Source organism: Streptomyces sp. UF-297 (genome assembly GCF_058245575.1).
Genome location: NZ_JBSIBZ010000035.1, coordinates 1 through 24460 on the forward strand (window position 1 = coordinate 1; position 24460 = coordinate 24460).

Annotated in this window: 23 protein-coding genes and 1 pseudogene; 15 read left to right on the top strand and 9 right to left on the bottom strand. The window is 71.6% G+C overall.

Going from position 1 to position 24460, the window contains the following annotated elements; all coding sequences use genetic code 11:
- Positions 1-801: MSCRAMM family protein (locus tag AC4IJH_RS20785; protein ID WP_490853291.1), on the top strand; the 801-nt coding region annotated here is incomplete at its 5' end.
- Positions 802-902: 101 nt separating this feature from the next.
- Here AC4IJH_RS20785 and AC4IJH_RS20790 read toward each other — a convergent pair.
- A pseudogene (locus AC4IJH_RS20790) lies at positions 903-1672 on the bottom strand (IS256 family transposase); the annotation flags it as partial.
- A 69-nt stretch (positions 1673-1741) separates the two neighbouring features.
- Positions 1742-2941: a PP2C family protein-serine/threonine phosphatase gene (locus tag AC4IJH_RS20795; RefSeq protein ID WP_490853292.1), complete on the bottom strand. Its 1200-nt coding sequence runs from the start codon at positions 2939-2941 to the stop codon at positions 1742-1744.
- 274 nt (positions 2942-3215) lie between these two features.
- Between AC4IJH_RS20795 and AC4IJH_RS20800 the strand changes: the two genes are divergently transcribed.
- From AC4IJH_RS20800 to AC4IJH_RS20815, 4 genes are all read left to right on the top strand, one after another.
- Positions 3216-3437, top strand: a complete 222-nt coding sequence (locus tag AC4IJH_RS20800; RefSeq protein ID WP_490853293.1) for a hypothetical protein — start codon at positions 3216-3218, stop codon at positions 3435-3437.
- Between the two features lie 131 nt (positions 3438-3568).
- A complete protein-coding gene (locus AC4IJH_RS20805) occupies positions 3569-3943 on the top strand; it encodes an STAS domain-containing protein (RefSeq protein ID WP_490853294.1) in 375 nt (124 codons plus the stop codon).
- A 610-nt stretch (positions 3944-4553) separates the two neighbouring features.
- The gene (locus tag AC4IJH_RS20810; RefSeq protein ID WP_490853295.1) at positions 4554-5324 is read left to right on the top strand and encodes a GAF and ANTAR domain-containing protein; all 771 of its coding nucleotides are present in this window, start codon (positions 4554-4556) and stop codon (positions 5322-5324) included.
- A 453-nt stretch (positions 5325-5777) separates the two neighbouring features.
- Positions 5778-5960 (top strand): hypothetical protein, encoded by a 183-nt coding sequence (locus tag AC4IJH_RS20815; protein ID WP_490853296.1) that lies wholly within the window; start codon positions 5778-5780, stop codon positions 5958-5960.
- A gap of 19 nt (positions 5961-5979) precedes the next feature.
- On the opposite strand, the gene AC4IJH_RS20820 is transcribed toward AC4IJH_RS20815, so the two are convergent.
- A complete protein-coding gene (locus AC4IJH_RS20820) occupies positions 5980-6999 on the bottom strand; it encodes a LysR family transcriptional regulator (protein WP_490853297.1) in 1020 nt (339 codons plus the stop codon).
- A gap of 158 nt (positions 7000-7157) precedes the next feature.
- On the opposite strand from AC4IJH_RS20820, the gene AC4IJH_RS20825 reads away from it, so the two are divergent.
- Entirely contained in the window at positions 7158-7628 is a 471-nt protein-coding gene (locus tag AC4IJH_RS20825; protein WP_490853298.1) for a hypothetical protein, read from the top strand.
- Positions 7629-7964: 336 nt separating this feature from the next.
- Positions 7965-9263 carry a serine-threonine protein kinase gene (locus tag AC4IJH_RS20830; RefSeq protein WP_490853299.1) on the top strand — a complete coding sequence of 433 codons (1299 nt, stop codon included), beginning with the start codon at positions 7965-7967 and terminating at the stop codon, positions 9261-9263.
- A gap of 73 nt (positions 9264-9336) precedes the next feature.
- Here the strand turns inward: AC4IJH_RS20830 and AC4IJH_RS20835 are convergent, their stop codons facing one another.
- Positions 9337-12198 (bottom strand): penicillin acylase family protein, encoded by a 2862-nt coding sequence (locus AC4IJH_RS20835; RefSeq protein WP_490853300.1) that lies wholly within the window; start codon positions 12196-12198, stop codon positions 9337-9339.
- Positions 12199-12495: 297 nt separating this feature from the next.
- Here AC4IJH_RS20835 and AC4IJH_RS20840 point away from each other — a divergent pair, with 297 nt between their 5' ends.
- The 5 genes from AC4IJH_RS20840 to AC4IJH_RS20860 all read left to right on the top strand — a co-directional run bounded on the left by AC4IJH_RS20840 (position 12496) and on the right by AC4IJH_RS20860 (position 17147).
- Positions 12496-13110, top strand: coding sequence for a hypothetical protein (locus AC4IJH_RS20840; RefSeq protein WP_490853301.1), 615 nt, complete (start codon positions 12496-12498; stop codon positions 13108-13110).
- Between the two features lie 109 nt (positions 13111-13219).
- Positions 13220-14137, top strand: a complete 918-nt coding sequence (locus AC4IJH_RS20845) for a 3-keto-5-aminohexanoate cleavage protein (RefSeq protein WP_490853356.1) — start codon at positions 13220-13222, stop codon at positions 14135-14137.
- Positions 14138-14156: 19 nt separating this feature from the next.
- A complete protein-coding gene (locus AC4IJH_RS20850) occupies positions 14157-15557 on the top strand; it encodes an L-lactate MFS transporter (RefSeq protein ID WP_490853302.1) in 1401 nt (466 codons plus the stop codon).
- Positions 15554-15667 (top strand): MFS transporter small subunit, encoded by a 114-nt coding sequence (locus AC4IJH_RS20855; protein WP_490853303.1) that lies wholly within the window; start codon positions 15554-15556, stop codon positions 15665-15667. Before AC4IJH_RS20850 ends, AC4IJH_RS20855 begins: the two co-directional genes overlap by 4 nt.
- Before the next feature lie 37 nt (positions 15668-15704).
- Positions 15705-17147 (top strand): amidase, encoded by a 1443-nt coding sequence (locus AC4IJH_RS20860; RefSeq protein WP_490853304.1) that lies wholly within the window; start codon positions 15705-15707, stop codon positions 17145-17147.
- Positions 17148-17213: 66 nt separating this feature from the next.
- Here the strand turns inward: AC4IJH_RS20860 and soxR are convergent, their stop codons facing one another.
- Positions 17214-17783 carry a redox-sensitive transcriptional activator SoxR gene (soxR, locus tag AC4IJH_RS20865; protein WP_490853305.1) on the bottom strand — a complete coding sequence of 190 codons (570 nt, stop codon included), beginning with the start codon at positions 17781-17783 and terminating at the stop codon, positions 17214-17216.
- Between the two features lie 217 nt (positions 17784-18000).
- On the opposite strand from soxR, the gene AC4IJH_RS20870 reads away from it, so the two are divergent.
- Positions 18001-18462: a MaoC family dehydratase gene (locus AC4IJH_RS20870; RefSeq protein WP_490853306.1), complete on the top strand. Its 462-nt coding sequence runs from the start codon at positions 18001-18003 to the stop codon at positions 18460-18462.
- A gap of 85 nt (positions 18463-18547) precedes the next feature.
- Here AC4IJH_RS20870 and AC4IJH_RS20875 read toward each other — a convergent pair whose 3' ends face one another.
- The 3 genes from AC4IJH_RS20875 to AC4IJH_RS20885 all read right to left on the bottom strand — a co-directional run bounded on the left by AC4IJH_RS20875 (position 18548) and on the right by AC4IJH_RS20885 (position 20954).
- Positions 18548-18934 (bottom strand): hypothetical protein, encoded by a 387-nt coding sequence (locus tag AC4IJH_RS20875; RefSeq protein ID WP_490853307.1) that lies wholly within the window; start codon positions 18932-18934, stop codon positions 18548-18550.
- Positions 18935-19047: 113 nt separating this feature from the next.
- Positions 19048-19686, bottom strand: a complete 639-nt coding sequence (locus tag AC4IJH_RS20880; RefSeq protein WP_490853308.1) for a TetR/AcrR family transcriptional regulator — start codon at positions 19684-19686, stop codon at positions 19048-19050.
- A 116-nt stretch (positions 19687-19802) separates the two neighbouring features.
- Positions 19803-20954, bottom strand: a complete 1152-nt coding sequence (locus AC4IJH_RS20885; protein WP_490853309.1) for an acyl-CoA dehydrogenase family protein — start codon at positions 20952-20954, stop codon at positions 19803-19805.
- 157 nt (positions 20955-21111) lie between these two features.
- Between AC4IJH_RS20885 and AC4IJH_RS20890 the strand changes: the two genes are divergently transcribed.
- Both AC4IJH_RS20890 and AC4IJH_RS20895 read left to right on the top strand, forming a co-directional pair.
- Positions 21112-21762, top strand: coding sequence for a TetR/AcrR family transcriptional regulator (locus tag AC4IJH_RS20890; RefSeq protein ID WP_490853310.1), 651 nt, complete (start codon positions 21112-21114; stop codon positions 21760-21762).
- A 118-nt stretch (positions 21763-21880) separates the two neighbouring features.
- Positions 21881-22852: an urea transporter gene (locus AC4IJH_RS20895; protein ID WP_490853311.1), complete on the top strand. Its 972-nt coding sequence runs from the start codon at positions 21881-21883 to the stop codon at positions 22850-22852.
- A 54-nt stretch (positions 22853-22906) separates the two neighbouring features.
- Here AC4IJH_RS20895 and AC4IJH_RS20900 read toward each other — a convergent pair whose 3' ends face one another.
- Positions 22907-24460, bottom strand: a complete 1554-nt coding sequence (locus tag AC4IJH_RS20900) for an ABC transporter substrate-binding protein (RefSeq protein WP_490853312.1) — start codon at positions 24458-24460, stop codon at positions 22907-22909.

A 24460-nucleotide genomic window follows, 5' to 3' on the forward strand; every position in this document is an offset into this window, starting at 1 on the left:
TGGAACGGTGTACCCCCGCACAAGCCGAAGATCGTGACGGACAAGCGGGACAAGGCCACCAACTCGGCGGCCGACACCGTGAAGAGCAAGGTCAAGCTGCCGGACACCCGGCCGCAGGTCCTCACCATCAAGAGCACCAACAACGGCACCGAGCCGCTGACCAAGGTCCGGCAGTCGGACAAGGTCACCCGGGGCAACGCGAAGGTCACCAACCTGCGCTGCTTCTGGCCCGACGGCACCAGCAGCTTCGATCCTGCGGGCAAGTCGGTGCGGTGGGAGAACACCTTCCCCTCGGGCCCGAAGAGCAAGCCCAAGTCCCGGTTCCGCGTGGGTGACAGCTTCACCTGCACCGCCCTGCTGACCGGCCTGCGGCCCGGTGAGCTGCACGCGGACCAGACCCGGGTCGACGGCGAGGGCGAGTTCTCCGGCATCCCCGTGCACGACGACAACCCGTGGCACGGCCAGCCGCCGGCCACGATCACCGTCCTGAAGCGGGACGCGAAGACCGGCAGGCCGCTGATGGGTGCCGTCTTCGAGCTGTGGCGCGAGAGCAACGGCCTTCCCGGCCTGCAGCCCTGGGACACCAAGATCGGCCCCGGGCGCGCGACCAACGGCAGCGGACGGATCGTCTTCACGGTCAAGGACACCGGCTGGTACTACCTGTACGAGCGGTCCGTACCGGGCGGCTACAAGCTGCCCGCCAAGCGGACCTTCGGCCCGTACCACATCACCGGAAACCACGTCCACAACCCCGTCGTGACGCTCTTCAACCAGCGGTACGAGCCCCCCAAGAAGAAGTAGGGAGTAGCGTTCGAAAATCCCGGGCGGCGGCCCCCCTCACCAGAAGGGGGCTGCCGCCCGGCCGTTTGAGCCGATCGTGTCCCTCGCAGTGGTGTTCGGGATCAACTAGCGGTCGCTTTCGGGGTGTTGGGTAATGAGGGGGCGTTTTCGGGGAGTTCGGTGAGTTCGGGGTACAGGGTGTCCATGCTGACTTCGGGAGGTAGCGGCGGAGGCAGGCGATCCATTCGTCGTGCATCTCGAAGAGCACGGCGGTGACCATCCGCAACAGGGCGTCGTCGTAGGGGAAGACCGGGGTGGGGAAGTCCGCGAACGCGGTCAGGTCCTCCTTCGCCTCCAGCAGCATGGCTTTGACCTTGGGAAACTGGGTGCCGAGCGTGTCGGCGACGGTGTCGAGTTGGGTACGCACGAGGTCTGCGGTGTGCTGGGTGAAGATGGTGCGGATCGTCGCGGCGGCCGTCTCGCCGGGGTCCCGGTCGATCACGTTGAAGACGTTGCGCAGGAGATGCACCCTGCACCGTTGCCAGGCGGCGCCGAGCATGGCCTTGCGGACTGCGGCGACCAGGCCGGAGTGCTGGTCGGTGGCGACGAGGCGGACGCCGGACAGGCCGCGTTCACGCAGGCAGCACAGGAATTCCTTCCAGAACGTCTCGCTCTCACTGTCACCGACCATCAGGCCGAGGACCTTGCGGTTGCCGTCCTCGGTGATGCCGGTGGCGACCACGACAGCCCGCGAGACGATCTGGTGGTTCACCCGCGCTGTGCAGTAGGACGCGTCCAGGTAGTCGTAGGGGAAGCCCACATGATCCAGGGAGCGGGTGCGGAACGCGGTCAGCGGCTCGTCCAGGGCCGCGCAGATCCGCGATGCTGCGGACACGTACTCGATCCGCCGCCCGGACAGCCTGACGGCACTATGCCGTGCGGACCAGCCCCCGACGGCGCGTCACTTTGTCGGTGAGTGACCACCTGCGGTGGCGGGGGCCTGCTTCCTCTGACGCCGAGCACGGTGACGATCCCGACGCCTGCGGCCAAGGCGTTGGTTCAGTGTCCTGAATCGGTGGCTGCCTGGGCGGTGTGCTGCCGGGTTGTGCTGCCAGGGGGTGTTCCCTGGGGCGGTACGCGTGGTTCGGGTTCGATCAGGATGAGGGCGACGTCGTCGACGGCGGTGTGGCGACGGTGGCGGGCCAGGGGCCGCCAGGACCGCTTCGAGGGATTCATCCAGGCTCGGCCCGGTGCACAGGGTGGCGATGCGGGTGAGGTCGGGCATGTCGCCGTCCGGGTTGCGGGCTTCGGTCAGGCCGTCGGTGTAGAACAGCAGCCGGTCTCCGGGTGCCAGGGCCACCTCGTGCACCTGCGGGTCCGGGTGCAGGCCGAGCGGGGTGGTGGGTTGGGGCGGGGCCAGCAGGGCGGGCCTGCCGGTGGCGGGCAGGTGCAGGGGCGGGTGGTGGCCGCAGTTGGCCAGCCGTACGGAGCCCGGGGTGATCTCGGCAGCCAGGGCGGTGATGAAGTCCTCCGTTTCCAGGTCATCGGTCAGGCGACGGTCCAGCTCGCGCACGATGGCGGGCAGGTGGGGCTGGGTGTAGGCGGCGTCGCGGAAGTGGCCGATGGCGGCGGCGGACAGGCGTACCGCAGCCAGGCCCTTGCCCCGTACGTCCCCGATCAACAGCCGCAGTCCGGTGGGGGTGCGGGTGAAGGCGTATAGGTCGCCGCCGATGACCGCCTGGGGCGCGGCCGAGCGGTAGCGGGCGCACACCGCGATTGGGCCGGTCCGGAAGGAGGCCGGCTGCAGGATGGCGCGCTGGGCCACGGCCGCGACATCGCCCAGCTGCTGGTCGAGGCGGGCGTGCTGGTGCGCTGCCCAGGTTGCGTAGAGGGATGCGGCGATCAGTGTCAGCAGGCGGATCAGCACGTCGCCGTGGGTCAGCGTGTGCTCCCAGGTGCTGACGGCTAGGGCCAGCAGGACAGTGCCGGCGGATACGGCGGCGGTCGAGCGGCCGTCGAGTTGGACGGTGGCCAGCAGTGGGCAGACGAGCAGCAGGCCGGTGAGGCTGGTGCCGCTGCCCAGGGTGATGTCGACGGTGGCGACGGTCAGGCCGAGAGCGCTGGTGAGCCCGAGCCACCCAGTGGATGAGGCAGCGCGCATCCGCCCCTCCTCTTCCTGCGGGCATGGCGCGATCAACCATTTCCTACCAGCCGTTCCCGTCCGCGGTGGCGGCTGTGCGCATCGGATCAGAACTGACCGCTGTGACGCCTGGATGTGACCGACATGGTCGCCAAAGGGCCGGCCATGGTGGCCTATTGGAGGGTCACCCTGCACCTGGCCAGGTGGAACGCTCTTTCGTAGAGTTACGGACAAAGGGTGAAGACCCCCGGCAACTCCGGCCCCCGTCACGCACTGTCGGGCTACGGTCGGCGGCGTGAATGCGAGCCGCAACGATCCTGCAGAGGCCCCCCGCGCCCTCATCGCCCGTATCGTCGCCTGCGTCCGCAAAGGCGATGACGCCGCCCTCAACGCCCTGGTCCGCGCCTTCGCGCGCCGCGCCGACCTGCACGACCTCTTCGCTCTGCGCGCCGCCCTCCATGCCGATCCGCCGTCGCGGCGCCACGCCCCTGGCGGGGGAAGGCGGACACCGTGTTGATTTCAGTGGACGGTGCGGCGCGGCCTCCACCGCGATACCGCGACGGCCCGGTGGAGGCAAAGGTGACGTGGCGGTGCCGCGCGCGGGCCGGTTGCTTGACCTCACGCAGGTGTTGCGCGACAACTTGCCTTGTGTGCAACGACAGTGCGCGTGAGTCACAGCAGTCCCGGCTGGCGGTCGAGGTGGTGCCCGCTGCGGGCGAGAGCCATGTGGTGCTGCGTCTGCGTGGAGATCTGGATGCCGAGACCGTCCGGGCGCTGTGTGACGCCGTCGTTGAGGTGATGGCCGACCGCAGGTGTCACCTGGACCTGGAGCTGTCCTCGGTCACATCGTGCGACAACGCCAGCCTCTACACCCTGCTCGGCGTCCACAGCGCTCTCCAAGCCGCCGGCGGCGGGCTCACGTTCACTGCCGAAAGCCCGCCGGTCCGCAGCGCCCTGGACCGTACCGGACTGCATGAACGTCTCTTCCCCGCCCCAGGGACAGGCCACATCCCGCCGTCCTGACCGGCCAGTCGCCGGGGATAGGGGATATCTGGATGAGCGGGGACAAAGGTGTGGGGGAACCCGGTCTGTGACCGTGTGTGGTCCGGCGAGGCTGGACAGGGCCGGGGCCTGGGCGGACGATGACGCCCTCAGGTCCTGGCTGCGGATGCCGGGCGGTGTTGCCGGCACAGAGGTGGCGGCCGGCGGCAGCAGAACCGGCATCCGGCGGCGGCCGGGCGCCGGGGCGGGGCTCCCCCTCCTGCCTTGCGCGCATCCGCCCTTCCCGGCAGGCCCAGGGCGCGCGGGAGAGCCCTGGGCAGGGCAGGCCGGGAAGGGCGGGCCGCAGCCACGGTTCGCCGCATGCCGCAGACCTCCGGCCGTCCAGGAGCGGTGACGCACCTCGGGGGTGGGGAGATGCGGGCCGGGCGGCCAGCTGCCAGGTCCCGGAACGGAGCCCCGCCTCGTGTGTGGGGGCCGGCGTTCCCGTACGACAGCGCGGGGCGCGCGCCGGGGCGCCCCGCGCTGGCATTCGCGTCACCGGGCGGTCTTGGGTGGCCGGATCCGGGGTACCCGCAAGGGTCAGGAAGACCGCGACGGCGGCCGAACGGCCGTGCCGAAGAGGCGAGTCCGCATGCCCGACCCCGACCCCCTATCCGAGACCTCGCTGGCCCGGGCGCTGCTCGGCCTCGCCGACACCGAAGCCCACGACGGCGACACCGTCGGTCTCCTGCGGCGGCTGACCGACCACAGCCTGCGGCTGCCCGGCATCGAAGCCAGCGGCGTCCTCCTGGACGCCGGCGAGCGGGGCCAGGCGGTGATCGCCTCCGACGCAGCCGCCGACCGGCTTGAACGCCTTGAGGTCGAGTACGGGGAAGGTCCGTGCGGGGATGCCTGCCGCAGCGGCAGACTCCTCGCCGACCTCCCGCTGCCGCATCCGCACTGCCGTGCCCGCTGGCCGCACTTCACCCCCTGCGCGCTGGCCGAGGGCTTCACCGCGATCACCGCTCTGCCCCTCCGCCGCCGCGAGCAGACCTTCGGCGCCCTCAATCTCTTCCACCAGCACCGCAGCGTCGGCCCGGCCGGCATCCGCGCCTGCCAGGCCCTGGCGGACGCCGCCGCCCTCGGACTGGCCCACCAGCAGACCCTGAACGACCTGCACCGGCACGTCTCCCGGCTGGAGGAAGCACTCGGCAGCCGCATCCTCATCGAACAGGCCAAGGGCATCCTCGCCGAACGCCTGCGTATCGGCCCGGAGGACGCCTTCGACCGGATGCGGCGGCATGCCCGTTCGCACCGGCAGAAACTGACCGACCTGGCCCTCCACATCATTTTCGGGCCCGCCGACGCCGGTCCCTTCCCCCGCCCCGGCGACAACCGGAAAAGCCGTCCGCCCGGCTCCTGAACGGCCCAAGCGGGCAGCGGAACAGAAACGGGGCGCCCGTACCGGAGGACAGCACGCGCCCTCCGGCGGCCGTCGGTGCTGCGAGACGCTCGCCAGCCGGACGTCGGAAGAATCCTCTCCTGCACCAGCGCCCGGAGCCTGCCGTGATGGCCACGGTGCGCAGGAGATCTCCGGACCGGTGCACCAGGCGGGCACGCGCCAGAGTGGGGCGCGCAGGTCATGCATCAAGCCCTGGTGTGCGCCGATGTGCCCCCGGGCAGCAGGCGTCTGCGCCGCTGCACGTACCTGTGCTCTGAGCACGGGGCGGTGGCAGCCAACGAGGCGCCCGCACCCCCGGCGTCCGGGCTGCCGAACACCGCGCCCCTCGCCTGAGCGGCCGGGGCCGCGTGCTGCGCCGGCCACGCGCTCCGGCCTTTGTCTCCTCCGGCCTTCGGGACTACTGCTGGACGACTATTGCTGGACAGCGAGCAGCCGGTGCTGATGGCGCTGGGCGGCGCGGTGGCGCCGTTGGTGGCCATCCGGCTGCGGTCGGCGTTCGGGGCGGCGTCGGTGGGGTGGTATGTGAGCGCGATGGCGGTGGTGTCGCCGGCTTGTGTGCTCGCGCTTCCGGAGACGCGCGAGCGGGAGCTGGCCTGAGAGAAGAAGGCTCGTGCCCTCACGTCCTCAGCCACCAGCGCTCGTTGTCCTGGGACAGTTCGTGCCACAGGAGGTTGATGGGGTGGTTGAGGCCGTACGAGGCGCGGTCGCCGCGCCGGGTGAAGACGCCGACCAGGACCTCGGTGCGGGGCCCGACGTCGCCGACGATCTCCAGGGTGCGCAGGCCGCCGGCCTCGGGGAGGCGGCCGTCCTCCGCCGCCTCGCCGATGCCCTGGGTCACCAGCATCGCGCCGCTCACCACTCCTGAGCGCAGGAGTTCGAAACCGTAGTGGGCGGCTTCTATCTCGGCGGCTATCGAGAGGCGTTCGCGGTAGCCGGAGCCGTACCAGGCGGTCAGGAAGCGGGGGATGAGGCCGCCCGCCGAGATGACCAGGGGGAGTTCGGGGAGGTCGCCGGCGCGTACCGAGGGGCCGGGGAGGCGGTCGGGCGGGAGGTTGGTGAGGAGGGAGAGGCCGCTGCGGCGCCACTCCATGACCTCGTACGGGTCCAGTTCCGCCTCCCGGCCCGTCGTGACCACCACGCTTCCGCAGACCAGGTCGAGTTCCTTGCCGCGCAGTTTGGCGAAGAGGTCGGCGGTGCGGACATGGGTGACCTTCAGGTCGACGCGGTGGCGCTCGTAGGTATCGCTGAGGCGCTCCACGGCGTCCAGGAGAAAGCCCAGCGTGTAGCGGGTGGAGCCGACCGAGAGCGTACGGCCGAGGCGGCGCCGGGCGTCCTGCACGCCCATGGACCACTCCCCCAGCGTGCGCCGCGCCAGGTCGACCAGCGCCTCGCCGGTCGCCGTGAACAGCACGTCCTTTCCGCGCCCCTGTTTGAGGACCAGCGTCTCGCCGCACAGCGAGCCGAAGGTGCGGTTCATGGTGTCCAACTGCTTCTGGACGCTGGACTGTTCGCGCCCCAGTCGGCGCGCGGCGCCCAGTGCCGTGCCCTCCTCGCGCACCGCGAGGAGCGTACGCAGCTGGTCCATGGTGGTGTCCAACAGCGCCGAGGGGAACTCCAGCGGACCCTGTAAGGCCATACCGCGTTCTCGCTCCTTCTCGCTTTCCAACTCCCCCTGTTTTTACGGCCTCGCAGCATAGTGCACATCCGGAAACTGATCCGCAGAACAGCCGGAATCATCTGGGGATTTCTTCCGGAAAATGGTGGATGCGTTCGCGGTCCCCATGGAATGGTCGAGTGTCGGCACTGACCGCCGTCATCGGCGCGATCATCGTGTTCACCGGCGGCAACGAGCTGGCCGAGCAGAACATCAAGGACGTCATCCAGGAGCACCCCGATGTCATCGGACTGTCCGGCGCCACCTCCGCCGCGGACCTCAAGTCGCTGGCCGGCGGCCCGCTGTGGGAGGCAATGGTCAGTGAGTGCTACGGCTCCCTGTCGGCGCGCGCCGGAATTGCCGTTTTCACGGCTCTCTGCCTGCTGATATTCGGGCTCTGTGCCCGTAATGGCGCGACCTGGGCCCGTGTACTCATCACCATTTCGGGCGTGCTGGCACTGTTCCCGCATTTCCTCGTACTGGGAGATTACGAACCCACTTCCGTCGCCGCGCTGAGCCTGGTGGCGCTGCTCGCCGCCGTCGCCGCGATCGTGCTGTGCTGGCTGCCCGCGAACAGCCGCTTCGCCAGGCAGCGCAGGCAGGCCTCGTAAGCAGCCAGGCTTCGTGCGCAGGCAGGCCTCGTAAGCAGGCAGGCCTCGTGAGCAGGCAGCGTGAAGCCGCGTCCTGACCGCGGGGTGCGGCGGCCGGTTCCGGGGCGGGGGTCCGCAACCGGCCGCCGCGCCGTGCCCACCGGCCGCCGCGCCACTCCCGCCCCTCATCGCGCCGTGTCCACCCAAGGGCGCCCGCGCCCGCGCCCCCACCTGCGCTCCGGCCCGCGCTCCGGCCCGCACCAAGTGGCCGTGCGCGACGTATGGCCACCTCCCCGCCCCCGCAGGACGATGCGCTGCACAACCCAGAGCGACACAGCACGACCCAGGGGGACTGCCATGACCGCCACGACAGACATCGGCGTGAGGCCGTATTGGGAGCTGACCTTCGACGCCGAGGGCGATGTGGACCGCAGACAGCGCGACCGCCTGGTGGCGGAGGCCGCGCGGCTGCGCATCACGGACCTGGTGATCGTCGCGCACGGCTGGAACAACGACCGCTCGATGGCCAACCGGCTCTACGGGCGGTTCCTGGCCCCCTTCCCCGGCACGGTGGGCCCCGACGTGCGCCTGGGGTACGCCGGGATCCACTGGCCCGCGATGCGCTTCACCGACGAGCCGATCCCCGACTTCCCGCACACCGCGATGGGCCCGGCCGGCAGCCAGGCGCTGCTGGACGCGCCGACGCGCCAGTCGCTGGCGACCGTCTTCCGGGGCCGGGAGCTGACGATCGAGCGGCTGGGCCAGCTGCTCCAGGAACAGCCCGAAGGGCGCTCCCGCTTCGACGAGTTCGCGCGGCTGGTACGGGACCTGGTCTCCGTACGGGAGAGCAGCCCGGCGGCGCAGCTGGCCGACGACACCGGGCCCGGCGCGCCCGCGATGCTCACCGACGACCCGGCCGAGGTGTGCGAGGTGTTCGCGGCGGCGCTGGAGAGCTGTTCGCCGCAGCAGCAACTGCTCGGCGGCGTACCGGGACGGCTGTGGAACGGCGCCAAGGAGCTGCTGCGGCAGGCCAGTTACTACGCCATGAAGCGGCGGGCCGGTGTGGTGGGCGAGCGGGGCCTGGGCCCGGTGATCGGGCAGCTGGCCCGCGAGGTGCCGGACGCCCGGCTGCATCTGGTGGGGCACAGTTTCGGCGCGCGCCTGATGTCGTACGCGCTGCACGGCATGCCGCAGGGGGTGCGCGGCGTGAAGTCCCTGACGCTGCTGCAGGCCGCCTTCTCGCACTACGCGTTCGCGGAGCGGCTGCCGTTCGCCGACACCCGGCGCAGCGGTGCGCTGCACGGGGTGCCGCGGCTGGTGGACGGCCCGGTGGTGTGCTGCTTCTCGCGCCATGACACGGCGCTGCGGGTGATGTACCCGCTGGCGTCCAAGCTGGCCGGGGACGCCACCAGCTTCCTGGGCCTGTTCGACCGCTGGGGCGCGATCGGGTACGACGGCATCCAGGCGGTGGACGGCGCGCACCGGATGGGGCTGGACGGGGACCTGGGCGCGGCGGTGAAGCCCGGCAGGTGCGTGAGCATCGACGCCTCGTCGGTGGTCCGCAACGGGCCACCGCCCGCCGGTGCGCACAGCGACATCTGCCATGACCAGCTGGCGCGTGTCGTGCTCACCGCCGGGCGGGTGGCCGGCGCGTAATCACCGGACCGTGACCGTACAGGCCCTGACCGGCCACCTCGTGCGTCCCGTACGCTCCTCGTCCCGCCGACTCCTAACGATGCGCAGGGAATTCGACGACCTGCTGATAGGTGGGCCGGTTCTGCCAGCTGATGGTGTCGTGCGTGATGCCGCCCACCGCCCGGTGGACGATCGCGTCCGCGCACCACTGGTCGCCCGCCTTGCAGCTCGCGTCGCCCGGGTAGACCTGCTCGGCCGTCTTTCCCGCCGCCTGCTTCAGGGTGGTGAGCAGGGTGTCGCGGCAGGCCGCCAGGTCGCCGTTGCCGCAGTAGGGGCGCGCGAGCGGGCCGTTGACCTTGTCGCCGAGCAGCGAGCGCAGGTCCTTGTCGACGTAGTTCCACCACCCGTACTGGAAGGCGGAACCGGCGTGTCCGCCGGTGGGCCCGTGGCCCGCCGAGGGAGCCTCGTCGATGGCCAGATTGGCGCGCAGCGCGTCGTACAGACCGTCGCCGAGCCCCGGCTTGAAGGTGCCCTCCACCATCAGCGGCCACCAGGCGTCCATGATCCGTACGGCGTCGGAGTGGGCGTAGGCGCGCGATCCGGGCGTGCTCTCGCGGCGCTGCGCCCCGTCCTTGCGCCAGGCCTCCAACTTCTCGACGACGCTGTGCATTTGGGGGTCGGTGACCGGCTTGCTGCGCAGCACCCTGAGCAGTTCGGGCAGGACGTCCTCGCCGCGCAGATCGGTCACCGCGGCCTCGGCCATCGCCCGGGTCAGCGCGGCCCGGGTCACCCCGCCGCTCTTGACCAGCTCGCGCACCCGGCCGTCCAGCAGGTTGGCGCGGTGCACCGAGCCGTTGCCGAAGCCGGCCGAGTCGTAGTCGGTGGCCTGTTTGTTGTTCCAGGAGATGTAGTAGTCCTGGTTGACGGACTGCGGGTGCTGGGCGGGCGGGGTGTAGGCGGCGGTGTTGCCCGCCGGGTCGTAGTCCTTCCACTCGTACGCCTTCTCGGCCCGGACGGGCAGCGAGGGGTCCACCTCGGGGTTGCGGACCGGGTTGAGGCCGCTGTTGTAGTACGCGGTGTCGCGGGAGTCGGCGTAGAACCAGTTGAAGGCGTAGCCGATGTGCTGGGCCGCGCTCTGGAAGCTCTTGGCGTCGCGCACGTACGAGGGGTCGTTCATCATCTGGAAACCGATGATGGAGTCGGCCTCGTGCCGGTAGGTGGTGCGCTGGGCGGTGTAGGCGACGGGCTTGCCGCCGACGGTGGCGCGGTGGGTGACGGTGCCGTACTTGGTGCGGAAGACCTGCATCCGGTACGAGCCGGCGGCCGTGGGGTCGGCGACGGAGGGCTTCCAGGCGTTGGTGCGCTCCAGCTTCTCCATGGGCACACAGGCACCGCGGTAGCGGTAGGAGGTGGAGTCCTTGGTGGGCGCGGAGCCGTCCGCGTTGCACAGCTCGACGGCGTAGGTGTCGGTGATGTCCTGGCCCGCGGAGGTGGCGCTCCAGGCGTAGTCCTGGCCGCGGCCGAGCTGGACGTACATGCCGACGCCCGCGAAGGAGGCGCCGCGCGCGCTGATGCCGGGGCCCTGGATCTCCTGGAGCATCAGCAGCTGCGGCGCGAAGTACCCGGTCTGCGGGCCGAAGACGGCGACGGGGTTTCCACTGGCGGTGTGCTGGCCGGAGACGAGCAGGGCGTTGGACATGCCGCGGCGCTGGGACGGGTTGAGGCTGTCCTCGGGCAGCACCCCGTCCTTGAAGAGCCCTGCCAGCTTCTTGAGCTTGGCGGGTGCCTTGACCGGGGTCCGCTCGGGGGTCCTGCCCTGGGAGGCGGCGGCGCCGGTGCGGTCGAAGACCAGGGGCTCGGGGGTGACCGAGCCGCGGTCGGGCAGCGCGGTGCCCTTGGCGTGCTCCGGCTTGACGGCGTACGGGAAGCTGCTGCCGTCGTGCAGGGTCTTCACGGCCTCGGGGTCGTTGCGCTGGCGGAAGGACTCCCAGACCTCGGTGCCCTTGGCCACGCCGTATTTGTCCTGGGCCGCCAGCAGCGACAGGGCGTTGGTGACCTCCCCTCCCCCGCCGTTGCCGAACAGGCCGCCGACCACCGAGGCCAGCGCGATCAGGTCGGTGAGCTTGAAGGGGGCGATCTCGCCGGCGTTGGTGACCGCGTCGACGTGGCCGGTCAGCACGTACTCGCCGGGGAAGTAGCGCCCGTTCTTGGACTGTTCGCGGTAGGCGTTGATGCCGTCGACGTAGGCCTGCGCGTCCGCCATGGCCTGCTCGCCGCGCTCGCCGTTGCTCTGTCTGATCCGGTCGACCTGGTCCTGGAGGTCCTTCTCGGTGTACGGGGCCTGCGGCCAGAACGTCTGCTCCAGCCCCTGGTTGGCGGCCGCGCCGCCCGCGAAGGGCGTCAGCTCGCCGCGGCCGATGTGGCGGAAGAGGTCCATGAGCCACAGCCGGTCCTGGCCCGCGGCGTATCCGGCCCCGAACTCGGTGCCGTAGCGGGTGGTGCCCTTGATGTGCGGCACGCCGGTCTTCTTGTCGCGGGTGATCGTCACGTCCGCGCGCGGCGTGGAGACCTTGCCGACCTGGCCGTCGGGGACCCCGAAGGAGGCGTCGTTGAAGAAGTCGGCCAGCTTCTCGTCGGTGAGCGACTGGTAGCCGCCCACCAGGGCGTTGTACGGGGCGAGTTGGTCGGAGGCGTGCCCGGGGCGGGTGCCGAGGGCCTTGTGGGCGAGGATCTCCACCAGGGTCGCGTTGCCGTTGGCGCCCGGCGGCAGGATGTCGGCGCACCGGCCCTTGCAGAAGTCCGGGGCGGCGGGGTCGGCGGCGGCGGGTGCGCCGCTCGCCGGTCCTGCGGTCACTGGTGTGGCGGTCGCGAGCGGGAGCGGTGCCAAGAGCGTGGCACCCAAGGCGAAGAGCCCTGCCACGGCGGCAGCTCTGAGCCTTCCGGTACGTCGTCGCATTGCTGCTCCTCGGGTGACGGGTGCGCTGGAGGTTACCGGCGGTTAATCGAGGCCGGAAGATGAACAACCGTCACCTTCGTGAAATCCCCACAGACGGCCTACGGACGACCCGGCGGAGGGTCCGTCGCACGGCCCCGTGAACGGCCCGTGAATGGCCTGTGCACGACCCCGGAACCGGGGCAGGAGGCGTAAGAGAGGACCTACGGATCACCCGCAAACAAGTTCGATGGATCCATGCGGCAGTCCGCTACGTCCATTCCATGTCCAGTCGAGTCCTCCCCACGGAGGTGGGATGAAATGGCCGGTTTCAGAGCTCTCGCGCAACAAGTGCGCAATCCACGTCTCGTCGCGGCCCAGCGGCGGACGGCACTGCGCAAGTGCCTGGAGCGCTTCGCCCCCTACGGGCACCGCGCGACCTGGCACCATCTGTGCACCCGGGCGGGCATCGGGACCCAGGACCGCGAGGCCGACCCGGAGCGGCTGGTGGCCGCACTGGAGGAACTGGAGGAGGCCCGCGCCGTCTGGCTCGCGTACGAGAAGGAGTTCGCGGCCCGGCGCAGGCGTGAGAAGCACGACGGCATCCGCCAGCCCAGCGCGCTGGACGACTGGCACCGCAGGACCTGGGGCGGCTGCGACATCGTGCCGTGCGAGTCGCCGCTGCGGCACCCCTCGGCGCGGCTGGCGGTGGTGCTGCGCAGGATGATCGAGGCGATGGAGTCGGGCCGTGCGCGCAGGGGCTGCCCGGTGTGCGGCGGGGCGCGCCTGGTGTGGCGTACCGATCTGGAGCGCTACCCGATGTCCGGGCCGGTGTGCGCGGACTGCGGGATCGTGGCGCCGGTGTCCGTGCTGACGTCCGAGGCGCTGGACCAGGCCCGGCGGGCGGGGCCGCAGCGGCAGTTCGCGGCGGCCTGAGCCGCCGACGGGCCGCGCCGGCACCGGGCGGGTACGCGGAGAGAGCCGCGTGCGGCACTCGGGGGGCATTGTCAGACCTCGCTGTCATCATCGAGACATGATCCAGCCGATGCGCACGAGCCAGGGCCCGGACCTTGGTCCCTTCATCCAGGTGTGCCTCAACGGCCCCCGGAGCACAGCCGATTCACCGGCCGTCCCGATGTCACCGGGCGCGCTGGCCGAAGCCGCGGGGAAGGCGGTCGCGGCCGGGGCCCGGGATATCCATGTGCACCCCAAGACGCCGTGCGGGGACGACTCCCTCTCGGAGCGGGTGCTCACACCCGTACTGGAGGCGATACGGGCCGTGGTGAACGTGCCGGTCGGGGTGACCACGGGCGCGTGGGCCGAGCCGGACCCGGCGCGCAGGGTGGAGCGGATCCGGTCCTGGACGCTCCTGCCCGACCACGCCTCGGTGAACTGGCACGAGCCGGGCGCGGAGGCGGTGGCGGCCGCCCTGCTGGAGCGCGGCATCGGGGTGGAGGCCGGCATCTGGTCGGGGACGAACGGCGCTCGGCTCTTCGCCGCCTCGCCGCTGGGGCCGCGGGTGCTGCGGGTGCTGGCCGAGGTCATGGACACGGATGCCGGCTCGGCGCGCGGTACGGCGGCGGCGCTGCTGGCGGAGCTGACGGGGCTCACGGAACGGGCGGAGCGGACGGAGCGAGGAGACACTAAGGGGGCCGGAGCGGCGGGCGGAGCCGAAGGGGTGGGCGCGCCGGGCGGGTCTGCCGTCCGCGGCCGTCCGGTGCTGCTGCACGGCGAGGACGGCGGGGCCTGGCCCGTGCTGCGCCTGGCGCTGGAACGGGGCCTGGCGACGCGTACCGGCATCGAGGACACCCTCCTGCTGCCGGACGGCACCCCGGCCGCCTCCAACGCCGAACTGGTCGCCGCCGCACGGGAGATGGCCCGGGCACCGGCGGCCGGGCCAGGGGCCGTTCGGGCGACGGGAGGCGCGCGGCCGGGTGACGCCGGGCTTTCGGCGGGTGCGTGAAGCAGGTACGTTCCGCGGCATGCGCGCGCTCGCCCGATCCCGTACCGTCGCCCCGCCGGGCTGGAGCCGTTGGCTCGTCCCGCCCGCGGCCCTCGCCATCCACCTCGCCATCGGGCAGGCGTACGCCTGGAGCGTCTTCAAGCCGCCCCTGGAGTCCTCGCTCGGCCTGAGCGGCACCCAGTCCGCGCTGCCCTTCCAACTGGCCATCGTGATGCTGGGGTTGTCCGCGGCCTTCGGCGGCACCCTCGTGGAGCGCAACGGGCCGCGCTGGGCCATGTTCGTCTCGGCCGTGTGCTTCTCCAGCGGCTTCCTGATCTCCTCCCTGGGTGCGGCCACCGGCCAGTACTGGCTCGTGGTGGTGGGCTACGGCTTCATCGGCGGCATCGGGTTGGGCATCGGCTACATCTCCCCCGTCTCCACCCTCATCAAGTGGTTCCCGGACCGCCCCGGCATGGCCACCGGCATCGCCATCATGGGCTTCGGCGGCGGCGCGCTGATCGCCTCCCCGTGGTCGACCGGGCTGCTGGACCTCTTCGGCCCGGACACCGGCGGCATCGCGCGGACCTTCCTGCTGATGGGCGTGGTGTACGCGGTGTTCATGACGCTCGGGGTGCTGCTGGTGCGCGTACCGCCCGAGGGCTGGCAGCCGCCGGGCGGGCGTCCGGCCGCCGCCTCGGCCGCGGCCCGCCGTATGGTCACCACCGCCCAGGTCTCGGCCCGCAGCGCCCTGCGCACCCCGCAGTTCTGGTGCCTGTGGGTCATCCTGTGCATGAATGTCACGGCGGGCATCGGCATCCTGGAGAAGGCCGCGCCGATGATCTCGGACTTCTTCGCGCGCACCGCGGTGCCGGTGAGCGCGTCGGCGGCCGCGGGCTTCGTCGGTCTGCTCTCGCTGGCCAACATGCTCGGCCGGATCGTGTGGTCCTCCACCTCCGACCTGGTCGGCCGCAAGCACATCTACCGCCTCTACCTGGGCGTGGGCGCCCTGATGTATCTGCTGATCGCGCTGCTGGGCGACTCCTCCAAGCCGCTGTTCATCGTGTGCGCGGCGGTGATCCTGTCTTTCTACGGCGGCGGCTTCGCCACGATTCCGGCCTACTTGAAGGACCTGTTCGGCACGTACCAAGTGGGCGCGATCCACGGCAGGCTGCTGACGGCCTGGTCCACGGCGGGCGTCCTGGGGCCGCTGATCGTCAACGCCATCGCCGACGCCCGTGAATCCACCGGCCGCACCGGACCCGACCTCTACACCACCTCGTTCTTCATCATGATCGGCCTGCTGGCCGTCGGCTTCGTCGCCAATGAGCTGGTACGGCCCGTACACCCCCGCCACCACGAGCCGCCCGCCGAGGGCGCCGCACCGCCCGGCCCCCGGCCCACCACCGCCGCCACCCCCACCCCCAAGGAAGCGACCCCGTGACGACCCGGCGCTCTCTCCTGCTCGTCTTCGTCTGGTGCTGGGTCGGTGCACCCTTCGCCTACGGTCTTTACGAACTCGCCCTGAAGCTGAAACAACTGTTCATGGGCTGACCACCCGGTCGGCCACGACCACGAAGGGCGGACCCCCATGCCGGAGCTGCACGATCTGACGGCGCTGGAACAGGCCGAGGCAATCCGGACCGGCGCCATTTCGCCCGTCGAGCTCACCGAGCACTACCTGCTGCGCGGCGAGCAACTGGACAGCACCCTGGGCGCGTTCTTGACCCGTACCCCCGAAATGGCCCGCAAGCAGGCGGCCGACGCCGAGAGCGAGGCCGTCGCCGCCCGCCGCGAGGGCCGCCCGCTGCCGCCGCTGCACGGCGTACCGGTGCCGGTCAAGGACCTCTTCCAGGTCGCGGGCGTGCGCTGCACGATGGGTTCGCAGGCGCTGGCGGACTACGTCCCCACCCTGGACGACCATGTGGTCACCAAGCTGCGCGAGGGCGGCACGATCCACCTCGGCAAGACCAACACCCCCGAGTTCGGCCTGACCTGCTACACCGAGAACCGCCTCGCGCCGCCCGCCCGTACCCCCTGGGACCTTCAGCGTTCGGCGGGCGGCTCCAGCGGCGGGGCGGCGGCCGCGGTGGCCGGCGGGCTGGCGCCGGTCGCGCACGCCAGCGACGGCGGTGGCTCGATCCGCATACCGGCCGCCGCCTGCGGCCTGTTCGGCATCAAGCCCAGCCGCGGCCGGATCAGCTCGGGCCCGCTGCTGCACGACGTCACGGGACTGAGCACCTCCGGCCCGCTCTCGCGCACCGTCGTCGACGGCGCCGCGCTGCTGGACGTCCTGTCCGGGCCGATGCCCGGCGACCCGTACGCCGCCCCCGCGCTGCCGCCCGGGGAGACCTTCGCCGACCACGCCCGGCGCGCCCCCGGCCGCCTGCGTGTCGGCTTCCTGACCGCCGCCCCCTTCGCCGGGGCCGAGGTCCACCCCGACTGCCGTGCCGCGGTCACCGAGACCGCCGCCCTCCTGGCCGAACTGGGCCATCAGGTCGAGGAGTTGTCGCTGCCCACCGACGAGCAGCCGCGCTACGACTTCACCCGCGTCTGGTCCGTGATGGCCGCGAACCGCCCCGTCCCACCGGGCGGCGAGGAGCAGTTGATGCCGCTCACCCGCTATCTGCGCGAGCGCGGCGCCGAGGTGCGGGCGACGGAGTACGCCGCCTCGCTGTACGCCTTCCGGATGCTCGCCCAGACCGTCGCCGACGGCCTCATGGCGCCCGGCACCGGCTACGACATCCTCCTGACGCCGACCGTCTCCGGCCCGCCCCTCCCCCTGGGTGCGCCGCGCGACGACCACGACCCCCAAGCGGAGTTCCGTGCCATCGGCGACTACACCCCCTTCACCGCCCTCTACAACGCCACCGGCCAGCCCGCGGTCAACGTACCGCTCCACTGGAACGCGCAGAACCTGCCCATCGGCGTCATGCTCGGCGGCCGCTACGGCGCGGAACCCACCCTGATCGCCCTGGCGGCCCAGCTGGAACAGGCCCGCCCCTGGGCGGATCGCAAGCCCTCCGTGTGGTGAGGGCCCTCGCCCGCGCCGACAGCCCCGGAACCCGTCGGCCGGTGACCGGAACCGATGGCCGCCGGGTCAGTTCTCGGAGCAGAGCGGGGCGCAGGAGTCGGTGTCGGCCGCGGTGGGCGCGGCGGCCTTCGGCTTGCGGGTGCCGTTCCTGGCGGTGGAGCGGGCGGCGTCCTTGGGCTTGCGGTCCACCCGCAGCATCTGGGCGCCCGGGCCCTGTTCGCCCAGTTCGTCGTAGGGGTTGGAGAGGGCGCACTTGGACAGGGAGAGGCAGCCGCAGCCGATGCAGTCCGCGAGGCGGTCGCGCAGTTCGACGAGCTGCTTGATGCGCTCCTCCAGCTCGCCGCGCCAGACCTCGGAGAGCTGGGCCCAGTCCTCGCGGTTGGGGGTGCGCTCGTCGGGGAGTTCGGCCAGCGCGTCCCGGATCACCGCGAGCGGGATGCCGACCCGCTGTGCGGCCCGTACGAACGCGACCCTGCGCAGGGCGTCGCGGGTGTAGCGGCGCTGGTTGCCCGCCGTCCGGGTGCTGCTGATCAGCCCCTTGGACTCGTAGAAGTGCAGCGCGGAGACCGCGGCGCCGCTCCGCGCGGAGAGCTGGCCGACCGTGAGTTCATGACACTTGTAGGGAAGCTGAGGCACATCGGCAACCCTAACCGGAGGTGGGCTGTTGTTTACCCGGCCGGGTGCCACCGCCTTCCGGCCGGGTGCCTGCGCCGTCCGTGCCGGGTGCCTGCGCCTTCCGGCCGGGCGGGCGTTGACAGCGGCTCACCCGCTGCGCATCCTGAGCAAGCGCTTAGCCGGCGTGCGTCAGGGCGCGGCAACCCCGCGCGGTCGAAGCCCGAGGAGGCACAGGGACATGGCGGAACCCAAGGTGTTCGGCTCGCTCGACGAACTGCGGGCCGCGGTCGGTGAGGAACTCGGGCCCACCCCGTGGCTGGAGGTCGACCAGAAGCGGATCGATCTGTTCGCGGACGCGACGGGGGATCACCAGTGGATCCATGTGGACCCCGAGCGCGCGGCGGCCGGCCCGTTCGGCTCCACCATCGCCCACGGCTATCTGACGCTGTCGCTGCTGCCCACGCTCGTCCCGCAGCTGATGCGCGTCGAGGGCGTGCAGATGGGCATCAATTACGGCCTGGACAAGGTACGTTTCCCCGCCACCGTGCCGGTCGGCTCGCGGCTGCGGGCGCTGGCCCGCATCGAGGAGGTGACCGAGGTGCCGGGCGGGGTGCAGCTGGCGACCGCGGTGACGGTCGAGCGCGAGGGCGGCCAGAAGCCGGTGTGCGTCGCGCGGACCCTCAGCCGCTTCTACCTGTGAGGGCCGCGCGGGCCTCCCCGCGCGCCGATTTCCGTACGCGGGACGTGAATGCGCCGGGGCGCGTCCGGCCACCCCGGCGACGCTTTCACGGCTGCACGAAGAAGTAATCGGCAACCAGACCTATGGGGTTGGGCCAGTCGATGAAGACGCGAATGGCCACCAGACCGTTGTCGGATGCGATGTTGTAGACGGAATAGCGTGCGTTACCGACGAACTTTCCACCGCTGCCCGTCGGCCCTTCGCTGATGCTCACGAAAGCGCGGGTGTTGGCGTTGAAGGTGTTCGAGGTGAGATTGAGGACCCACCACCCGTTGCGCGCGCCCCAGTTGTGCCGGTAGGTGTACCCGAACCCCTGCAGGTCCTGCGGTCCGAAGCCGGCGGGCTGGCGGTCGCCGACAAACTTGATCTGCGATTCCTCCAGTTTGGCTTCTTCGAACTGGACTTCGCCGTGCCCTGATGTGGAACCGGCCATAACGGTTTCCTCCATTCGATCTGCGCGATCGACGCCCGGGCGGACGATGGCGATTAACGTCCACCCGGACCCGGATACCGTCAAGGGCGTTTAATGGCCAGCATCTCTGACCTTTACCGCTTTTCCGCGCCGACCATGCGCAGTACGAGATCGGCATAAAGGGCACCGACATCATCGGGCGTACGCGGACCGTCCGCGGTGAACCAGCGGGCGACGTCCACACACAGCGAGAGCACCGCCAAGGTGGTGCCCGGCACATCGTCGACCGTGAACTCGCCCGCGTCCGCGCCGTCCTGGATGATCCCGCGCAGCAGCCGGTCGGTGCGCCGCCGCAGCCCGGCGACCTCGGCGTAGTGCTCCTCGCCCAGCGCCTGCAGCTCGTACTGGATGACCCGGGCCGTGGTGTGGTGCTCGGCGTGCCAGCGCGCGAAGGTGCGTACGGCGCCCTCCAGGCGCTCGGCGGCGCTCCCCGGGGCGGCCGCGGCCTCCCCCATGATGCGCAGCGCCTTTTCGTGACCGAGGCCGCTGATGCGGTAGAGCAGCTCTTCCTTGGTCTTGTAGTGGATGTAGAGCGCGGCCGGGCTCATCCCGGCCCGGCCCGCGATGTCGCGGGTGGTGGTGGCGTGGTAGCCGCGCTCGGCGAAGGCCTGGACGGCGGCGGTGACCAGTCGCCGGGCCGCGTCCGGGGCCACATCGGCCCACTGCGCGTCCTGGGGGCCGTGCCCCGGTTCCTGCTCCGCCTCCGCGCCCATCGCGCACCCCGATCCTGTGGTCCGCCGCGGGCCTTCCGGCGGCGGACCGAACACGATACCGCGAGGGTGAGCAAGCGCTTAGAGCACGGCCGGGCGCCGCTGGGGACGGCGGCGGTTCAGAAGGCGGAAACCCCGGTCAGCGCGCGCCCGATGACCAGTTTCTGTATCTGGCTGGTGCCCTCGTACAGGGTCATCACACGGGCGTCCCGCAGCAGCTTGCCGACCGGGTACTCGTCGATGTAGCCGTAGCCGCCGAAGACCTGGAGGGCGTTGCTCGCGGCGCGTACCGCGGCCTCGGAGGCGAAGAGCTTGGCCTTGGACGCCTCGGTCGCGAACGGCAGGCCGCGCTCGATGAGATCGGCGACCCGCCAGGTCAGCAGCCGCGCGGCGTCCACGTCCACGGCGATGTCACTGATCAGCTCCTGGACCAGTTGGTGGCGGGCGATCGGCTTGCCGAACTGCTCGCGCTCGCCTGCGTAGCCGATGGCCGCGTCCAGTGCGGCCTGCGCCAGGCCCACACAGCCGGCCGCCACCGACATCCGCCCCTTGGCCAGAGCGGACATCGCGACCGCGAACCCCTTGCCCTCGGGCGCCATCATCGCGGCGGCGGGCACCCTGGCGTCGGTGAGGACCAGCTCGGCGGTGGCCTGCCCGCGCAGCCCCAACTTGCCGTGGATCACCCGGCGTTCCAGGCCGGGGGTGTCGGTGGGGACGAGGAAGGCGCTGACCCCCTTGGGGCCGGGGCGGTCGCCGGTGCGCGCGAAGAGCAGCACCACATCGGCCCAGGTGCCGTTGGTAATGAACATCTTGGTGCCGTTGAGGACGTAGTCGCCGCCGTCGCGTACGGCCCGGGTGGCGAGGCTGCCCGCGTCGGAGCCGGTGCCGGGCTCGGTGAGTCCGAAGCAGCCGACGGCCTCGCCGGAGGTGAGCCCGGGCAGCCAGCGCCGCTTGTGCTCCTCCTCGCCCCAGACGGCGATGGTCTTGGCGACCAGGCCCAGCGATACGGACACGATGCCGCGTACGGAGGAGTCGCCGCGGCCCAGTTCCTCGGTGGCCAGGACGTAGGAGAGGTGGTCGCCGCCGGAGCCGCCGTACTCCTCGGGGACGGTCATCCCCAGCAGGCCCAGGCCGCCGAGCCGCTTCACGATGGCGCGGTCGACCTGCTCGGCGCGGTCCCAGGCGGCGGCGTGCGGGATGATCTCGCGGTCGACGAAGTCCTTGGCGAGCCGCCGCACTGCGGCCTGCTCCTCGCTGAGCTCCAGGTTCATCAGGGCCTCTGGTGGGAGTGGGCGGACCGTGACCGGTCGGGCACGGGAACGGCCGGGAGGGTGCCTTGCCTGTGGCCGGCGGGGCGCCTTGCCGGGTCGGGAGAACGCCTTAACTACCACCGCTAGTTTTCCGGCGGCAGGCTCTACTATGTGCGGCATGGCCCGACCCCGCAAGCCCCTCCTGAGCCGCGAGCGCATCGTCGCCACCGCACTGGCGCTCATCGACGCGGAGGGTCTGGCGGCGGTATCCACCCGCCGGCTCGCCGCCGAACTCGGCGTCAGCGGCCCGTCGTTGTACAACCACTTCACGACCAAGGACGAGATCCTGGACGCGGTCGCCGACACGGTCATCGCCAAGGTCGACGTATCGGTTTTCCAGCCGGGCGGGGACTGGCGCACGGGACTGCTGGACTGGGCCCGCTCCTACCGCGCGGCGCTCGCCGCACACCCGCACATCGTGCCGTTCCTCGCGCAGGGGCCCGGCCGCCGCCCGGCCGCGCTGAAGATGGCGGACACCGCGTTCGGCGCGATGGTCGAGGCGGGCTGGCCCCCCGCGCAGGCGACCCGGATCTGCGCGATGGTGCGCTACTTCGTCGCGGGTTCCGCGCTCGCCTCCTTCGCCCGCGGCTTCGTGGCCGACCCGACCGCCTACGACCCGGCCGACTATCCCCACCTGGGCCGGGCCCACCTCCTGGTGGAGCACCAACAGCAGGTGGACGAGGGCGCCTTCGAGACGGGGCTGCGGGCGCTGGTGGACGGGCTGGCGCTGCGCCATCCGCAGCTCGTACCGCCCCACCCGCCGGGATAGATGTAGAGTGCAATTGCCCGTCGCGGGCGGGACGCACCGGTGTGACGCGGGAGGCAGTGTGCGACAGCCCATCCCTGCCCTGGCACGGCAGTTCAGCAGGTTCCCACGGCCGGGCCGCTTGGCACCGCCGCCGGGGAAGGCCGCGGGGCCATGGGAGTTCGTGCTCCAGGTGCTGCGCGGCCAGGCCCAGGTGGACTTCCTGCCGAGCGCCCTCACCGGCGCGCTCTTCTGCGTCGCACTGTTCGCGGCGGGCTGGGAGTACGGGCTGTACGGGCTCCTGGGCACCGCCGCGGGCACGGCCACCGCCCGCCTGCTCGGCGTGGAGCGGGCGCGGGTCGCGGCGGGGCTGGAGGGGTTCAACGCCTGCCTGGTCGCCGTCGGATGCGCCGTCCTCCTCGGCGCCGACCGGCTCTCCACCGCACTGCTGGCCCTCGGCGGCAGCGCGCTGGTCACCGTCGTCACCGCGGCGGCCGCCCGCGGGCTCGCCACCTGGGGGCTGCCCACGCTCACCCTCCCGTTCTGCGTGACGGCCGGCGCGCTGACGCTGGCCGCCCCCGGCTTTCCCCGGGCCTGGCACCACGCCGCGGCCCCGGCGGCGCTCCCCGTCCCGGCCGACGGGACGGCCGCCCCCGGCTTCTCCGGCCTCTGGCACGGCTTCTTCACCAACTTCGCCGAGATCTTCTTCATGCCGCAGTGGTACGTCGGCCTGATCTTCCTCGTCGGCATCCTCGCGGGCTGCCGCCGCGCCGCGGCCGCCGCCTGCCTGGGCAGCGCCGTCGGCCTGCTCACGGCCTGGGCCCTGGGCGCCCCCGCCGACCAGATCACCACGGGCACCATGGGCTACAACGGCGTACTGACCGCGATGGCCCTGTGCGGGGTCTTCCTCCCGGTGACGCCCTGGGGCGTCGCCTACGCGGCGCTCGGCGCGGTCGCCGCGACCGTACTCACCCCGGCCCTCACCGCCCTGGCCGGCCCCTCCGGCGGCCACGCCTTCACCTGGCCGTTCGTCCTGGTCACCCTCGCCTTCCTGGCGGCGGCCCCGGCGTTCCCGCGCCTGCGGGCGAGCGGGGCGATGGCGGCGGCCGCGTAGTACGCAGGCGCGGCCTGTCACGCGCGGCCGAAACCCCTTGCCCCGCCGGGCCGTTCAGCCCGGCGGGGCCGTGCACTGCTTGGTGGGCGGGGTCCGCTCGGGCCAGGCCAGCTTCTCGAACTGGATGTGGCGGGCGGGGTCGGGGGACAGCTTCACGATGGCGACTGCCTTGTTGTATGGGGTGCCGTAGCTGTTCAGGCAGATCCAGCCCGCGGCGCCGCGGACGAGTTCGCGGCCGTGCAGGCGCGGCCAGGAGGCGGCGATGGACTCCAGCGGCGGTATGCGGTCCTTGACGACCGTGCGGTTGCGGATTCCGGCGATCGCGGTGAGTGCGGAGTCGTGGGTGGTGACGGTGCGGCCGTCGGCCAGGCCGGTGGGGCCGATGTCGCCGACGGCGGACCGCTTGTCCTTGTCGCGGACCAGCTCGGCCAGCGCGGTGGCGTCGGCCGCCGAACCGCCGGTCGCGGGCGGGTTGTTGGTGGTCCAGGCGTCCTCGTGGGTGATCGTGGCGTACTCCACGGTCAGCCCCGCGCCGTAGGTGAAGGCGTCCCAGTTCATGCTCGGGTCGAGGGCGAGGGTGGAGGCTCCGGAGACGGTGACCACCCGGAAGGGGCGGTCGGCGCAGCCCCGTTTGCCCAGGGCGTGCACCAGTTGGGTCAGGGCGCGCGGGCGGCCGGAGAAGTAGACCGTGGTCGCCTTGGAGTCGCAGAGGTTGTTGACCATCTGGACGAAGTCGTTGGCGGTGGCCGTGGAGGAGTTGTATTCCTCGGGGGCGTAAGGCGTCCCCTTGGTCTGCGCGCGGAAGGCGGCGCGCAGCGACCTGGCGTACAGGTCGTCCTCGTGGTTGTCCTCCACCAGGAACGTCTGCGCCGGTTTGACGTCCAGATGGTTGGCCAGGGCCCGCGCCTGGTCCCGGTTGGAGGGGACGATCTTGGCCAGTCCCGGGTACCGCCTGGGCCGCCGCTTGTCGTTGGCCAGGTCGTCCGCGGTGATCGGGCCGCCGACCACCGCGATGCCCTTGGTGTTGGTGAGGTAGTCGATGGTCTGCTCGGTGCGGGTGACGCTGAGGTTGAAGCCGAAGACCGCGCGCAGCCGGTCCCGGCCGGAGCGCGACATCCGTCCGAGCTGGTCGGCCACCTCCTTCCAACGGGCCATGTCCCGGCCAGGGTTGGCCAGGACGAGACGGATCGGCGGCTCCTCCTCACCCTCCTGGTTGGCCCGGTACTGCGCCAGGTAGGCGCCCTGGACCTCCCGCAGGACCTGGGCCCGCTCGGCCCGGTCCTCCTTCTCCAGGGTCATCGGGATCATCAGCGCGATGGTGGCGTAGGGCTTGCCGCCGCCGGTGATGCGGTCATTCTCCTTCTTGATCCGGTCCGAGACCGGGCGCAGTTCGTCCATGAAGGCGTACCCGCCATCGGTGACGCCGGTGCACTCACTGTCGCCGTCTCGCTTCTGCACGCCCTCCGCGCAGGAGTCGTCCGACCAGGTCAACGCGCCCCAGACGGCGAGCGGTACGAGAACCACGAGCGCCAGCAGCCAGTGCGCGGCCCGCAGGATCGGCGGCCTGGCGAGGTGCCAGTGCCACGCCCGGGCAAGGGGATTCACCAT

What these genes read in the sequence shown, in the direction of transcription:
- AC4IJH_RS20795 (WP_490853292.1), bottom strand. Translation starts at nt 2,941, where the DNA reads ATGCGCGCTGCCTCATCCACTGGGTGGCTCGGGCTCACCAGCGCTCTC.
- AC4IJH_RS20810 (WP_490853295.1), top strand. Translation starts at nt 4,554, where the DNA reads ATGCCCGACCCCGACCCCCTATCCGAGACCTCGCTGGCCCGGGCGCTG.
- AC4IJH_RS20820 (WP_490853297.1), bottom strand. Translation starts at nt 6,999, where the DNA reads ATGGCCTTACAGGGTCCGCTGGAGTTCCCCTCGGCGCTGTTGGACACC.
- AC4IJH_RS20830 (WP_490853299.1), top strand. Translation starts at nt 7,965, where the DNA reads ATGACCGCCACGACAGACATCGGCGTGAGGCCGTATTGGGAGCTGACC.
- AC4IJH_RS20835 (WP_490853300.1), bottom strand. Translation starts at nt 12,198, where the DNA reads ATGCGACGACGTACCGGAAGGCTCAGAGCTGCCGCCGTGGCAGGGCTC.
- AC4IJH_RS20840 (WP_490853301.1), top strand. Translation starts at nt 12,496, where the DNA reads ATGGCCGGTTTCAGAGCTCTCGCGCAACAAGTGCGCAATCCACGTCTC.
- AC4IJH_RS20845 (WP_490853356.1), top strand. Translation starts at nt 13,220, where the DNA reads ATGCGCACGAGCCAGGGCCCGGACCTTGGTCCCTTCATCCAGGTGTGC.
- AC4IJH_RS20850 (WP_490853302.1), top strand. Translation starts at nt 14,157, where the DNA reads ATGCGCGCGCTCGCCCGATCCCGTACCGTCGCCCCGCCGGGCTGGAGC.
- AC4IJH_RS20860 (WP_490853304.1), top strand. Translation starts at nt 15,705, where the DNA reads ATGCCGGAGCTGCACGATCTGACGGCGCTGGAACAGGCCGAGGCAATC.
- AC4IJH_RS20870 (WP_490853306.1), top strand. Translation starts at nt 18,001, where the DNA reads ATGGCGGAACCCAAGGTGTTCGGCTCGCTCGACGAACTGCGGGCCGCG.
- AC4IJH_RS20875 (WP_490853307.1), bottom strand. Translation starts at nt 18,934, where the DNA reads ATGGCCGGTTCCACATCAGGGCACGGCGAAGTCCAGTTCGAAGAAGCC.
- AC4IJH_RS20880 (WP_490853308.1), bottom strand. Translation starts at nt 19,686, where the DNA reads ATGGGCGCGGAGGCGGAGCAGGAACCGGGGCACGGCCCCCAGGACGCG.
- AC4IJH_RS20885 (WP_490853309.1), bottom strand. Translation starts at nt 20,954, where the DNA reads ATGAACCTGGAGCTCAGCGAGGAGCAGGCCGCAGTGCGGCGGCTCGCC.
- AC4IJH_RS20890 (WP_490853310.1), top strand. Translation starts at nt 21,112, where the DNA reads ATGGCCCGACCCCGCAAGCCCCTCCTGAGCCGCGAGCGCATCGTCGCC.
- AC4IJH_RS20900 (WP_490853312.1), bottom strand. Translation starts at nt 24,460, where the DNA reads ATGGTGAATCCCCTTGCCCGGGCGTGGCACTGGCACCTCGCCAGGCCG.